Here is a 16,150-nt window from a genome sequence, read left to right as displayed (position 1 = left end):
AGAAGACCTTAATGAGTACTTAGAAGCACGTTTACCAGCTCATATGATTCCATCCATTTTTATAGAAATGGAGGCCATGCCACTCATGCCAAGTGGAAAAATAGATAGAAAGGCATTACCAGACCCAACACTTTCAGCACAACAGGAGGAAGCATATGCTGCTCCAACCACAACAACTGAAAAACAATTAGTGGCTATTTGGGAAGAATTATTAGATGTGTCACCAATAGGTATTTATGACAATTTTTTCAAATTAGGGGGACATTCATTGTTAGGAATTCGATTGGTTTCTTACATAAAATCACGATTAGACGTTACGGTAAGTATTAGAGATGTATTTTCGAGTCCAACAGTTACAGAGTTGGCAACCGTAATTTCACAAGGAACACGGTCAGAAGTTCCACAAATAACGATAAGTAACCGTCCAGAATACGTTCCATTATCGTATGCACAGGAGCGATTATGGTTTATAGACCAATTGCAAGGTAGTGTAGCTTATCATATTCCGGCAGCATTACGAATAGAAGGATCATTGGACATCGAATTATTTTCAAGAGCGATGCGCTGTTTGGTTACCCGCCATGAGTCCTTACGAACCGTTTTTAGAGAAGAAAATGGGATAGGGTATCAGCATATTAAGGATAGTGATGGTTTTGAAGTCAATTATGTAAGAGAGTTGCCAATTGGGAGGGCATTGGACGAATTCCTCATTGAAGAAAGTACACGTCCATTTGATTTGTCGACAGACTATATGTTACGAGCGACATTGTTTAATGATTCTGATTCGAATCAAATTCTGATACTAGTGGTGCACCATATTGCATCAGATGGGTGGTCTATTCCAATATTAGTGAAAGAATTAGAATTATATTACCAAAGTTTATTAAAGGGAGAATCAATACAATTAGCGCCACTTACCGTTCAATATGCAGATTACAGTATTTGGCAAAGGGAATATCTTTCAGGAGAGACCTTATCAGCTAAGCTTTCATATTGGCGCTCAAAATTGGAAGGGGCATTACCATTAGAATTATCAACGGATTATGTTCGTCCATCGGTTCAATCTACCGAAGGGAAAATGTATAGTTTTACATTAGATAAACAATTAACAGAATCTGTATACGGTATATCGCAAGCTCATGGGGCTACATTATTCATGACACTTCTTAGTATTTATAAAGTTTTGTTATACCGTTATACGGGTCAAACGGATATAAGTGTAGGGACGCCGATTGCAAACAGAGAGCAAGCTGAAATTTCAGGATTAATAGGATTCTTTGTTAATACGATCGTACTTCGAGATGAAATAGAGGTAGGAGCCTCTTTTTCGACATTATTGTCCCAGGTCAAGGAAACGTGTTTATCCGGTTATATGCATCAGGATGTACCTTTTGAGCAAATTGTAGATGACTTGAACTTGGAGCGTGATCAGAGCAGGACACCATTATTCCAGACGCTATTTGTACTTCAAAATAATGAAGATGTAGATGTCGTATATATAAATGAAAGTCCGTTAGAGCCGCTTGGAATAAAACATACACTAGCTAAGTTTGACTTAACGTTAACATTATCTGAAAATAATGAAGGGATCAATGCAGAAATACAATATGCAACGGCGCTATTTAAAGAAGAAACGATTGTTCGTCTTTCGCAACATTTTGAAGTATTGACAAGATCCATTGTGGCAAATGTAAACCTCTCGATTGGTTTATTTGAAATGTCGCCAAAAGAAGAAAAGTGTATACTTTTAGATACATTTAGTTCAAGTAGTGTTTTGTATGATAAAAGCCAAACAATTATTTCATTGTTTGAAGAACAAGTTGAAAAAACACCAAATGCAACGGCATTGGTTTTTGAAAACACAAAGCTTAGTTACAAAGAATTAGATGATAAATCGAATCAATTAGCGAACTACTTATTTGAAAAGGGAATTTCAAAAAACATGTTAGTTCCAGTATGTATAGAACCTTCGTTGGAAACAATGATTGCATTATTTGGAATCATGAAAGCGGGTGCAGGTTATGTGCCGATTGATCCAATTTTTCCAGCTGACCGTATTGAGTTCATTCTAAAAGATATTGAAGCAAACTTTTTACTAAGTACCAAAATAACTGAACTTTCATCGGAAATCAAAGAAAATATATCAATACTATACGTAGATGAATTTACATATGAAAACTACAGTTCATCTCCATTAAAACTAAGTATTTCCTTGGAAGATATCATTTATGTAATCTATACTTCAGGAACGACAGGAAATCCAAAAGGAGTAATGATTCAACATGGATCGTTATTAGATTATGTTCATGGAATTTGTGGTAGTACGTCAATTATGGAATGCAAAAGTTTTGCCTTGATCACTTCAATTGCTGCAGATGTTGTTAATACAGCATTATATCCACCTTTTATACTTGGAGGCGAATTACATATTTTACCAAAGGAAATGATTATGGATGCAGAAGCAATGTCAAAACTATCTGTAGATTGCGTAAAAGTAGTTCCTTCACATTGGTATTCATTACAATCTGAAAAGTTCACATTTCTGCCTAAAAAGTGCTTAATATTTGGAGGAGAAGAGTTAAAAGAAGAAATGCTTTTTTTCTTAAAAGAAAAAAAGTATTTAGGAGATGTTTATAATCATTATGGTCCAACAGAAACGACTGTTGGAAAATTGATCAATAAGATAGACTTACAAAAGATTCAAGAAAAAATTACCTTAGGTAAACCATTTGGAAATACACAGGTTCTTATTCTGGATGATAAAAATCAATTGTGTCCAATAGGAATTCCTGGAGAAATTTGCATAGCAGGAGAAGGTTTGGCTAAAGGATATATAAATCAAGAAGTGTTAACAGCTGCGAAATTTAAAACTATAAAACTAAACGAAGCAATTATAAAAGTTTATAAAACTGGAGATGTTGGAAAATGGTTGTCAACCGGAGAAGTAGATTTCTTGGGTAGAAAAGATGATCAAATTAAGATTCGCGGATATCGAGTTGAACTCAAAGAAATTGCCGTTATACTTGAATCCTTTGATGAGATTAAACAATCTGTAATTACAGTTGTAGAAGATGAATCAGGGGGTGAACAACTAGTTAGTTATGTAGTATTAGAAGAAGCCATTTCAGACGTTGAAATTCAGCGTAAAGCCAAAGAGAAGTTGCCAGATTATATGGTTCCTAAAACGTATATTATCTTAGAGGCGTTTCCTTTAACTAGTAATGGTAAAGTTGATAAAAAACAATTGCCAAAACCAACTATAAAAAGTCAAACCAAAGTATATGTAGCACCAAAAACTGCTATAGAAGCAAAACTTGTAGACATTTGGGAAACGTTGTTAAAAGTAAAAAAGATTGGTGTTCATGATAATTTCTTTGAATTAGGAGGGGATTCTATCAAAGCGATACAATTGGTAAGTCGTAGTAGGGTAGCAGGAATCAATCATATGGTAAAAGATATTTTTACTTACCAAACCATTTCGGAAATAGCCTTGTATGTAAAAAACAATTCAGTTAAGATTATTGCAGAAAAAGGGGGATTAGAAGGAAATGTACCATTACATCCAATTCAGAGAGATTTCTTTGAACGTGGATATGCAGTACAAAATCATTACAATCAATCTGTATTATTAACAGTTTCAAAATCTGTAGAAGAAAACGTATTAAAAGAAGCAGTTAAACGACTAACACATCATCACGATGCATTACGCTTACAGTTTGAAACTGTTGAAAATACAATTTTTCCAATACAAACATATTCTTCTAGGCATGCAGAATTAGCAACGGAAACAGTTGCTTCTATAGAAGAAATCAGTTCAATTTGTAACAAATATCAAGCAAGTTTAAATATTTCAAAAGGTGATATTACGCGTTTTGTTTGGATTCAGACACCCGAAAAAGAAGTAACCAATCGATTATTAATTGTAGTACATCATTTGGCGATTGATGGTATCTCGTGGAGAATTTTAATAGAAGATTTCATGATGCTTATTGAAAAACTATATCACAAGGAACCAGTTTCATTACCTGGAAAAGGATCTTCTTATCGTCAATGGGTTGAAAAACTAGCTGAATATGTAACTTCTGAAACGCTTCTATCCGAATATGAATATTGGAAAGAAACTGTTTCAAAGTTTATAGAACTTCGAATTGATACTACCGAAACATTGAATGCTAAGCCGGAAAGTTATGTAATTGCATTAAGCAAAGAACAAACACAATTACTAGTTCATGAAACGAATAGAGTATACGAAACAGAAATCAATGATATACTGTTAAGCGCATTATCGATGTCATTAAAAAATTGGTGTGCAGATTCTAACTTGATGATTCACTTAGAAGGGCATGGACGTGAAGAATTGTTTGACGATATAGATATTTACAGAACTATCGGATGGTTTACAACGCTCTATCCGGTGAATCTAGAAATTCCTAAGAATGGAAATGATATTAAAAAGCATGTTATCAATACAAAGAATATTTTAAGACAAATTCCAAATAAAGGCATCGGCTATGCTGTATTACATCATTTAGCAACATCGGAGGAAGTTCGGAATTCCTTGAAAGTTCCTAAAAAAGATATCATATTTAATTACTTAGGAAGTTTTGATAATACAACTTCAACTTCAGAAAAGACAAAAGAAGAAAATCTTATTGGCTTTGCGGGAGAAGACAAAGGCTTTGAAAGTGCTATTGAAAATCAACACAGTTATAGATTGGCCATAAATGGAATGATTGTAGACGGTCAAATGCAATTTGAATGGAATTTCAATGAAAAAGATTTCAACGAAGAAACAATTATGGAACTCGCAAATGCATTCAATGTAACATTAGAAAAAATAATAAAACATTGTACATTAATTTCAGAGAAAACTAAGAAAGAAGATGAGCATATGTTGCTATTCCAATCAGAAGGAGCAGGCGTTCCACTATTTCTAATTCCTCCACTTGGAGGCACAAGTGCTTTTTTAGAAGAATTTGCTTCAAATTTAGGAACAGACAGACCTATTTATGGTTTAGAAATGGAGGGTTTATTCGATGGAGAAAAAGCATTGCATACCATACATGAAATAGCTGTCAAAAACATTGAGCGTATCAAAGCAATGCAACCGGAAGGCCCATATGTGTTTATGGGGTATTCTTTTGGAGGATCTGTTGCGTTTGAGATGGCAAAACAGTTAGAACAAACTAATGATGAGGTGTTGCCAATTCTACTAGATCAACCAGCATTTTTTGATGATAATGAACGCGGTTCGGCAGAAGAAATTGCAAAAAGAACGGTAGAGATGATTAGTGAAACCATTACAGGAGTTGTCCAAAGTCACAAATTATTTGATAAATGGCAAGATGATTTAGCACAACGTTTGGACATTGAAAATGTTGATGAATCGTGGAATACCGTAATCGATTTTCTACAGGAAAACAATATAGAGTTTACTAATGGTATTGAGGTATTTGGACGTGTATTTAAACTGTTCTTAACTAATGTAAGCTTGTCATATATAACAGAAGGAAACATTCAAAACATGTTATTAGTGAGAAGTGAAAGAGATGACACTGAATATACGGCATGCTTAGGATGGGAGCATTTTGTAGAAAACATTCATTTGGTAAATGCCAAAGGAAATCACCTTACCATTATTCGTGAAGAAAACGGAAAAGCATTGGGAAGTAAAATTCAAACTATACTCAATACATTAGTAACAAAAGAAAATTAATCGACTCAACTTAAAATAGAAAAATCAACAAAATTAAAACTTGTAAATGATGAAAAATGCACCAGAAGAAATCCAAGACCACGATGAGGTTTATGTAGTTCAAAATTTGGCAGTAGAAACTTTAGTAGAAGGTTGGTATGCGTGGTCACATTTAATTAGTCCTGCAACAGCAGCATTAAATATTAAGAACCGACATTTAAAAATTATTGATTCATATATCAAAAATCCACGAATTCATGCAGCAGCCGTAAAAACACCAAAAATGCTCGGTGGACCTTTTATTGACTATGATGGAAAACGTGTAGATGAAATTCAGGAATTACGTGATAATACAATAAAAAATTGTGCCGTTCATTTAGAACTTTGCGATGCAATTGCGGAATTAAACGAAATGTTAGAGAACGAAGCTACAGGATATTCATTAGAACCGTTATATGAAAAAGTTCCGGAATGTTTGCGTGGTATGGTTGAGTTGATTTATGACTTAAATAATAATCCTTCGTTCCGCTTTTTCGAACCTTTATTATATGCATCAAAGTTTTATGACGAATCTATTCAATCTATCAATTTATTCTGTGTTGAAGATGATGACTCGCGTTCATTTGTGTTAAGCACCCCAAGATTACCAAATCCTGAAGTACTAAATTTCAAAGTACCATTACACTCAAAAGCAATTGATGAATTATTTAAAGCAGAACGTAAACCTCGCGCATATGGTGAATTAAAAGCATTATTCAATATTACAGAAGAACAAGAACCCATATTTAAAACATTCTTTAAAAAAGAAGCACCACCTGTATACAAACCATACCAAGGAGATGGAGTTTTGACACGTTACTTTGGACATGCTTCTATTCTTACTGAAACAAAAAATACAAGTGTATTGGTAGATCCGGTAATTAGTTATGGATACGAGTCAGATATTTCTCGTTATACATATTCTGATTTACCTGAAGAAATTGACTATGTATTAATCACCCATAATCATCAAGATCATATCCTGTTTGAAACCTTATTAAGAATTCGACATAAAATAAAAAAAATCATTGTGCCAAAAAGTAATGGAGGTGGATTACAAGATCCAAATATTAAGTTGATGTTAGAAAAAATTGGTTTTGACAATATTATTGAAATTGGAGAACTTGAAACATTACATTTCCAAGATTGTACCATTACGGGAATTCCGTTCTTAGGAGAACATTCAGATTTAGATGTACGCAGTAAGCTTTGCTATATGGTAAACTTTGTAGACAATTATAAAATGTTATTTGTTGCGGATTCTTGTAATATTGAGTCAAAATTGTACAATAGAATTCAAGAAATATATGGAGATGTAGATGTATTATTTGCCGGGATGGAATGTGAAGGAGCTCCATTGTCATGGTTATATGGACCATTACTCCCAAACACAATTGAAAGAAGCAAAGATCAAACGAGAAGACTTTCGGGTTCAAACTTTAATGAATGTAAATCGTTGATAGATATCTTTAATCCAAAACATGTATTTATCTATGCAATGGGAATGGAACCATGGTTAAAGTATATTAGTTCAATTAAATATACAGACGAATCTCTACCAATTATAGAATCAAATAGAATTCTAGAGCACTGCAAAACAATTGGTGTTGATGCAGAACGTTTGTTTGGAGAAAAAACATTAGAATATAAAGTAGGAGGAAAGCTGGAAGCTGTTCCCTCTGAATGAAACTATACAATACCCATGTCTTTTAAGGCAAAATAGATACGATATAAGTAAACTTCCAAATGTATCTTTAAAAAACAACTATGGGCTTTACAAATAATACTTTACAATACCGAGACAAGAAGATGAAAGATCCGAATGTTGGGAAAACTATTATGGTTACAAGATATAAAGCTATTAGGGGTAGGGGTGACTAATTTGTAATTTTCAATCCGTAATTGTCCTTAATTGTTAAGGAAAACCAAATTTTAATATTACACACTTATTTAGAAAGGACAACAAATAATTGCAAATCTATTATTAGTAAATGAAAATGGAAAAGATATGAACAAAAAAATCATTATTATAGGAGCAGGACCAGGTGGTTTACAATTGGCCTATTATTTAGAAAAAAATAATATGGATTATTTGATTCTAGAACGAGCAAATCATGTAGGACATACATTTGAGTATTTTCCACGACACCGACAACTGATTTCTATTAATAAAGTCTACACAGGTTTTGATGATAACGAAATTAACTTGCGTTACGACTGGAATTCACTATTAAGTGATGAACATGCTCCTTTATTTAAAGACTACACAAAGGACTACTTTCCAAATGCAGATCATATTGTAAACTACTTTAGAGATTACGCCATAAGTCACAATTTGAAAATCGTGTATGATGCAAAAGTATCTAATATTTCAAAAGAGGATTTATTTCGAATTGAAACAGAAAATGGATATGTATACACATGTGAGAAATTAGTAATGGCTATAGGCGTAAATATACCATTCATCCCAAAAATAAAGGGAATAGAAAATTGTAAAACATATGTTGATACATCGGTGGATCCTGAAGATTTTATAAATAAGAGAGTTTTAATCATAGGAAAGGGAAACTCAGGATTTGAAACAGCAGATAATTTAGTTTCAACGGCTTCAAAGATTCATGTATGCAGCCCGACTCCAATAAAATTGGCATGGAAAACACACTTTGTAGGACATTTAAGAGCAGTAAACAATAATTTATTAGATACCTATCAATTAAAATCCCAGAATGCGATCATCGATGGAGACATTGAAGAAATTAAAGAAATTGATGGGGAATATCATGTAACAGTACATTATGGCCATGCAAATAATGAAGTTGAAGTATTAATATATGATGATGTTATTCTATGTGCTGGATTTAGATTTGATGATTCAATGTTTGCAGACAATACAAAGCCAGAAATGACAATTATGAATAGATTTCCAAACCAAAAATCGAATTGGGAATCTACTAATATAGATGGATTATACTTTGCTGGAGCTGTAACACAAATGCGTGATTTCAAAAAATCTACCTCAGCATTTATTCATGGATTTAGATACAATAGCAAATGTTTATTTCATATTTTAAATGAAGATAACAATGGTGTAAACTGGCCGTCAGATTCAGTTTCATTGAATCCTGAAGTAATCACAAGGAAAATTATTGAAAATGTAAACAGAACTTCTGCACTATGGCAACAATTTGGATTTATAGGTGATGTAATTGTTATTGATAATAAAAAAGCAACATACATTCATAATATTCCTGTGGATTATGCTATTGACACATATTGTCAAGACAAGGAACACTATTTTATTGTAACTTTAGAGTATGGACATGAGATTTTTAATAAATCACCGGATATATTTAATGTAACACGTGTACATAGAAACGATGTTGAGAATGCAAACCAAAGTGCGTTTTTACATCCTATAGTAAGAGAATATATAAATGGATTAGTTGTTAATGTTCATCACATTATTGAAGACTTTGAAAATAATTGGAAAGAAGAAGATGTTCATATCCGACCATTGAAAAAATTTATTTACATGTGTTTAAAAGAGTTAGTGCCTTTGAGCTTATAGATCTAAAACATATTACACTCCCTTTCCTTCTTTTCAAAAAAGCAATAGGTTATTCATGAACCTTTATTTCTTGCTAAATTCCTTATATAGCTATAGCAAAAATTAGTAGAACTTTAATATTGATAAAGATTACTTACGTTGACTATAATCTTATAGGTTGAAAAGAATTTAATACTAATATCAAATTATACCTTTTAATTGAAATGATCAAACAAACCAAGTCACTAGTTTTACCTAATGACCTATTTAGAAAACTCGATCAAATTGAAAAGCAAATTGGAAATACCCCGCTATTGGAACTCATTAATACTAAAGGTCTATATATTAAACAGGAGGCTTATCAGTTTGCAAATAGTATTAAAGTACGACCAGCGTTTCATATTTTGAAAAATGCGATAATGAACAACAAATTATCGGAAAAAGATACAATTATTGAATCATCTTCAGGTAATTTTGGAATTGCTTTAGCTATGATTTCTAAATATTTAGGAATCAATTTTATTGCGGTTGTAGATAAATATACGCCACAAGATAAGCAGCGAATGTTGCAATTATTTGCATCCGATGTAGTTGTGATTGATAAAAAAGATCAACATGGAGGTTACCTCTTAAATAGAATAGCGTATATAGAGAAATACAAAAAAGAAAATCCTAATCATTTTCATCCTAATCAATATTCAAATTCAAACAATCCAGCGAGTTATTATTATAGTTTGGGACAAGAGATCTGTAATGACTTTGATGAATTAGATGCACTATTTGTAGCTGTAAGTACTGGGGGAACAATTTCAGGGTTATCAAGGAAGCTAATGGAGAAATTTCCAGACATTAATATTGTTGCTGTTGATATTCAAGGATCTCTGGTATTTCAAAATAAAGTGCAAAAAAGAACACTTTCGGGTATAGGGTCAAGTATTTCTTCGGTTCATATTCAAAATGTAAAAATTAATTCGGTCATAATTTTATCTCAAAAAGATATCATTTGTGGATGCAAGCAATTGCTTGATGAAGAAATGGTATTTGGAGGAGCATCTACTGGAGCTGTGTATTTCGCGGCCAAGCAATACATGAAGCAAAACCCCAATAAAAAAGCATTAATTATTAGTCCTGACGATGGAAAATCTTATATGGACAACGTATACTTATCATAAACACTTAAAAACATTGAATTTTGAAATATTTAGGAGAATCAGAAATTAAAGAGTTGAAATTAAATTGGCAGTTACTTATAGGAGAAATTTACAAAGCTTCAAAAATATATGCTAAAGGTGACTTTTGTCAACCAATAAAGCCTTATCTAAGGTATAAGGATTTGAAAAATAGAATCATTGCTATGCCAGCATATATAGGAGGAGATATCAATGTAGCAGGAATAAAATGGATTGCGAGTTTTCCAAAAAATACGGAAAGTAATATTAATAGAGCGCATTCAACAATAATATTGAATGAAGAGGCAACAGGAATTCCTTATGCAATAATCAATACTCCTTATTTGAGTGCGGTTAGAACGGCTAGCGTTACAGGAGCAATCATTGATAAGTATATGAAGATTAATGTCTCTGAAAAGTTAAATGTAGGAATAATTGGATACGGGCCAATTGGACAAATGCATTTACAAATGATAGAAGATCAATTTGGTGATAAGATTGAACAATATTATATCTATGATTTAAACCCAGAAGTTTTTGCTGAGATTCCTTTAAATGTAAAAGATAAAGTTTCTGTTATGGCGGCTTGGGATAAGGTATTTGAAGTGTCGGATATTTTATGCACTTGTACAGTTTCAAAATCTCCCTACATTGATAAAAAGCCAAAACCTAATTCCCTTCATTTAAATGTCTCACTTCGAGATTATAAAGATTCCTTTTTAGATTATACGGACATTGTTATAGTTGATAATTGGGAAGAAGTATGTAGAGAGAATACAGATATCGAAATGATGCATAAAAATAAAGGGCTTCAAAAAGAAGATACAATAACGATGGCTGAATTTTTATTTGATAATAATTTCGATGCAAAAGACAAGATAATAATGTTTAACCCAATGGGATTAGCGGTCTTTGATATGGCCATTGCCAAGCAGTTTTATATTGATTGCGAAAAAGAGAATAAGGGAATAGTTTTAGAATAATAATTTTTTTACTTAATAAAAAACGAAATAAACTTTTAAAATATTCTATGATTAAAAATGAATAAAGATATAATGCATATAATACATATACTTAATTCACATAAGATAAAATTATATGTAGACAAAGGAAAATTAAGGTTACGGAAAAATAAAAGTGTTATTTTGACTTCTGAAATTATACAAATACTCAAAAAGAATAAGAAAGAACTAATTAATTTTTTAGAGGATTGGAAGACAAGTTCGATTTTTCCTGTTTTGGCACCTATTTCTCGCCCAAGTAATATTCCATTATCATATTCACAAGAGCGTTTATGGTTTATAGATAAGTTACAGGGCAGTTTGGCTTACCATATATCTGGAGTATTAAAAGTTACTGGAGCATTAGATGTATCATTGTTGTCAGAATCTTTGCAATATATAGTAGAACGTCATGAATCATTACGAACAGTATTTAAAGATCATGATGGGGTTGGTTATCAAGAAATCAAAGAAATTGATGCTTTTGAGGTTACATATATAGAAGGAGCAACAGAAGAAGTATTGTCATCAGAAATAGATAAGGTGACTACAGCACCTTTTGACTTGTCTCAGGATTATATGTTACGAGCTAGTGTGGTTTCTAAAAGCGATATTGATTATGTATTAATTTTAGTGATACATCACATTGCTTCAGATGGTTGGTCTTTACCAATTTTAGTAAAGGAATTAGAGACTATTTATACGCAAAAATTATCAGGTCAAACAATAGCTCTTCCAGAACTAACAGTTCAATATGCAGATTATAGTATTTGGCAACGAGATTATCTTTCAGGAAAAGTTTTAGAAGAAAAGCTTTCTTTTTGGAAATCAAAGCTAAAAGATGCAGCCATTTTGGAATTACCAACAGATTTTACACGTCCGTTTATTCAATCTATAGAAGGAACAACATATCATTATGAAATTTCCAAAGAACTACAAAAGGGGGTAAATGAAGTAGCAAAAGAACAAGGGACAACTTTGTTTGTTACATTATTAAGTATATTTAAAGTTTTACTATCACGTTATTCTGGTCAATTTGATATTAGCGTAGGGACCTCTATAGCTAATAGAACCCAATTAGAATTAGAAGGTTTAATAGGTTTCTTCATGAACACTATTGTTTTACGAGACAAATTTTCAAGTACTGACTCGTTTGAAGCTTTATTACAACAAGTAAAAACAACATGTTTGTCCGCTTATGAACATCAAGATTTGCCATTTGAAAAGATTATAGATGATTTAGCGTTAGAACGAGATCAAAGTCGTAATCCTTTATTTCAAATACTCTTTGTATTACAAAATAATGAGGAGCTCGGAGAATTGACTTTTGGAAATTGTTCAGTGGAAAAAATACCGTTGAAGCAGACAACGTCACAGTTAGATTTAATAGTAAATGTGAAAGAGACCTTGTCAGGGTTGTTTATGAATGTGGAATATTCCACAGTTTTGTTTGAAGAATCTACGATTCATCGTATGTTAGTTCATTTTGAACAATTAATGACTTCAGTAGTCGCCGATGCAAGTCAGTCGATAGGAAGTTTACAAATGCTAAATGCAACTGAAAAATTAGATTTGATTCATGCTTATAACGATACTTTTACAGAATTTCCACCAGTTACGGTGTTGGATTTGTTCAAAGCACAGGCAAAAGAAAAACCAGAAGCAATAGCAGTAACTTTTCAGGAAAGACAACTTAGTTATGCAGAGTTAGACACACAATCCAGCCAATTAGCAAATTGTTTATTATTAGAATATAAAGTTGAAAAAGGAGAACCTATTGGAATTCATTTGGATAGAGGTGATGCCTATATCATCACGATTTTAGGAATTTTAAAATCAGGTTGTATATATGTCCCGATTGATACTACATATCCAGATTCGCGAAAAGCATACATCTTAGAAAATGCAGCGATCAAACTATTGATTTCTGATACGAATTATATGTTTGATCTGGATTATTTTACAGGAACGTTGTTAGCCTTAGATGTAGAATTTGAAGCAGCTCAATTTAGTAGTGAACTCACAACTTCAGTAAAGTTGGATGATACTGCGTATATTATTTATACCTCTGGTTCAACAGGAAATCCAAAAGGAACACCCATTACACACGATTCTTTATCAAATTATACACAATGGGGAAAGGGGTTTTATTTAACTGAGAATAACACAGATTTTGGATTATTCACTTCTCCATCTTTTGATTTAACCATCACAAGTATTTTTTTACCACTCATTAGTGGGGGAAGTATCACGGTTTTCAAAGAAAACGAAGATATATTAGAACTACTGACAAATTATATTGAAAGTGAAATTTCTTGTATCAAACTAACACCATCACATGTAAATGTTCTAAAAGATGCAGGAATCAAAAGTGATGACTTACAAGTTGCTATTTTAGGAGGAGAAGCACTTAAAAACAACCATGTTGAAATCTTACAAAGCATTAATCCTGAAATTAGGATTTTCAATGAATACGGACCAACGGAAGCCACGGTTGGTTGTATGGTAAAAGAAATTACAAGTAAAGAAATTAATATAGGTCTCCCAATCGCTAATACAGAAATCTTCATTTTAGATGAAGCTTTAAATGTATTACCAATTGGAGGAACAGGTGAATTATGTATTAGTGGGAAAGGACTTTCTAAAGGATATCTGAATCAAGAAGTGTTAACCAAAGAGAAATTTATTGATCACCCTTTTAGGGAAAACTTAAAACTCTACAGAACAGGTGATCTGGCCAAACGACTATTGGATGGAAGTATTAAATACTTGGGAAGAAAAGACGATCAAGTAAAACTCAAAGGGTACCGAATAGAGCTTGGGGAAATAGAAACAGCGCTAACCAATATCAAAATGATTACTGAAGCTGTTGTATCAATTAACAATGAGCAATTAATTGCATATGTCATAGCAACAGAAGAAATCGAACACAAATCGATCCGGAAAGCACTGGAAGCAAAATTACCAAATTATATGGTTCCAAAGCTATATGTGCAACTGGAATCGTTCCCGTTAACAATCAATGGAAAACTCAATAAAAAGGCATTATCTGTAGTAAATGATAGTGCATATCAACAAGAGAGCTATGTAGCTGCAACCAATGAAGTAGAAGCAAAACTTGTAACTATTTGGCAAGATCTATTAAGTGTAGAACAAATTGGTGTTTATGATAACTTCTTTGAATTGGGGGGAGATTCTATCAAAGCAATCCAATTGGTTAGTAGAAGTAAAGCAGTGGATATTCACTATCAGGTGAAAGACATCTTTAGCTATCAGACGATCTCAGAAATTGCTTTACATTTAAAGGAAGTAGGTGAAGTTATACAGGAGACAGGCGTTTTGGAAGGTGAAGTCGTTTTGCATCCAATTCAAAAACAATTCTTTGATTTTGGATACGAGGCCGAAAGCCATTACAACCAATCAGTGTTGCTAACGCTTTCCAAAGAAATCAAACCGGAAATAATCCAAAAAGGAATCGAACTTCTTGCAAATTATCATGATGTATTACGATTAGAGTTTGAAAAGACTGAAACAAGTTATCCAAGACAAACATATGGAATAACACTTCCAGTATTAATCACAGAAACAGTAACAGAAACAACGGAAATCACCGGCATTTGTAATCGATACCAAGCAGATTTAGATATCTATAACAATGACATTGCACGTTTTGTACTTATAGAAACAGCGGACGCAAAAAATCGGTTGTTCATAGGGATCCACCACTTGGCAATAGATGGCGTTTCCTGGCGGATCTTCCTGGAAGATTTTACCAAGACTATAGAAAACCTTCAAGCTGGCATTCCAATGAGTTTACCGGAAAAAGGAACTTCGTATCGTCAATGGACAGCGGCGCTTGAAAACTATGTAAATTCACCAGCTTTGGAAGGAGAACGTAGATACTGGAAAAAAGTGATCAACAATTTTAAATCCTTGCCAGTTGACATAGAATGTTCAGAAACTATCTCATACAAAGAGACAGCAAACTACAGTGTAAATTTGGATACAGTAGCTACTGAATCCTTGCTAAAAGACATACACGGCGCCTATGGAACAGAAATAAATGATATTCTATTAAGTGCTTTATCACTGGCTTTAGAAGGTTGGATTGACTGTGAAAAAGTGGTCATTGGATTGGAGGGTCATGGACGCGAAGAACTATTTGATGGCGTAGACATTAACCGTACTCTAGGATGGTTCACAACGGTTTATCCTGTGAGTTTAAACATCAGGTCAAAAGAAGAAGTAGGAACGCTAATCGCAGACACTAAAGATATGTTAAGGGCGATTCCTGAAAAAGGAATCGGTTACAACGTGTTACGTTACTTCGGCGATAAAGAAACGCGGAAAAGCTTAGCTAGGGACTATCAAGAAATCATATTCAACTATTTAGGAAGCTTTGACAAGAGTGTTTCAAAGGATACAAACAAGTTGATTGGCTTTGCTGGTGAATCGGCAGGAGAACCTATAGGTCAGTCCAACAAAAATCCACACAGAATTGTTATCAATAGCATGGTTATAAACAACATTTTACAACTCGATTGGAGTTATGATAGTAAACGTTATCACAAAGAAACCATACAACACATTGCAGACGAGTACATTGTTGCATTACAGTACATTATATCTCATTGTAATGAATTTTTCGATTATGAAGAAGAAGATCAAGATTTTGAAATCTCTTTAATGTAAATGTAAT

At 32.9% G+C, this 16,150-nt stretch carries 6 protein-coding genes; all 6 read left to right on the top strand.

Going from position 1 to position 16,150, the window contains the following annotated elements:
* The first annotated feature begins 43 nt into the window (after positions 1-43).
* The 6 genes from JF259_RS16170 (at position 44) to JF259_RS16145 (ending at position 16,143) form a co-directional block, all read left to right on the top strand.
* Positions 44-5,716: a non-ribosomal peptide synthetase gene (locus tag JF259_RS16170; RefSeq protein ID WP_233164338.1), complete on the top strand. Its 5,673-nt coding sequence runs from the start codon at positions 44-46 to the stop codon at positions 5,714-5,716.
* A 46-nt stretch (positions 5,717-5,762) separates the two neighbouring features.
* Positions 5,763-7,421: an MBL fold metallo-hydrolase gene (locus JF259_RS16165; RefSeq protein WP_233164336.1), complete on the top strand. Its 1,659-nt coding sequence runs from the start codon at positions 5,763-5,765 to the stop codon at positions 7,419-7,421.
* Positions 7,422-7,742: 321 nt separating this feature from the next.
* Complete coding sequence (locus JF259_RS16160; protein ID WP_199116746.1) at positions 7,743-9,302, top strand: NAD(P)-binding domain-containing protein; 1,560 nt, start codon at positions 7,743-7,745, stop codon at positions 9,300-9,302.
* Positions 9,303-9,505: 203 nt separating this feature from the next.
* Positions 9,506-10,453, top strand: coding sequence for a pyridoxal-phosphate dependent enzyme (locus tag JF259_RS16155; protein ID WP_199116745.1), 948 nt, complete (start codon positions 9,506-9,508; stop codon positions 10,451-10,453).
* A gap of 20 nt (positions 10,454-10,473) precedes the next feature.
* Positions 10,474-11,433, top strand: coding sequence for a 2,3-diaminopropionate biosynthesis protein SbnB (locus tag JF259_RS16150; protein ID WP_199116744.1), 960 nt, complete (start codon positions 10,474-10,476; stop codon positions 11,431-11,433).
* Positions 11,434-11,490: 57 nt separating this feature from the next.
* Positions 11,491-16,143, top strand: coding sequence for a non-ribosomal peptide synthetase (locus JF259_RS16145; protein WP_199116743.1), 4,653 nt, complete (start codon positions 11,491-11,493; stop codon positions 16,141-16,143).
* The last annotated feature ends 7 nt before the right edge of the window (positions 16,144-16,150 follow it).

This window comes from Snuella sedimenti, from assembly GCF_016428595.1.
Taxonomy (GTDB): domain Bacteria; phylum Bacteroidota; class Bacteroidia; order Flavobacteriales; family Flavobacteriaceae; genus Snuella; species Snuella sedimenti.
This window is presented reverse-complemented; position numbering and strand designations above follow the sequence as displayed.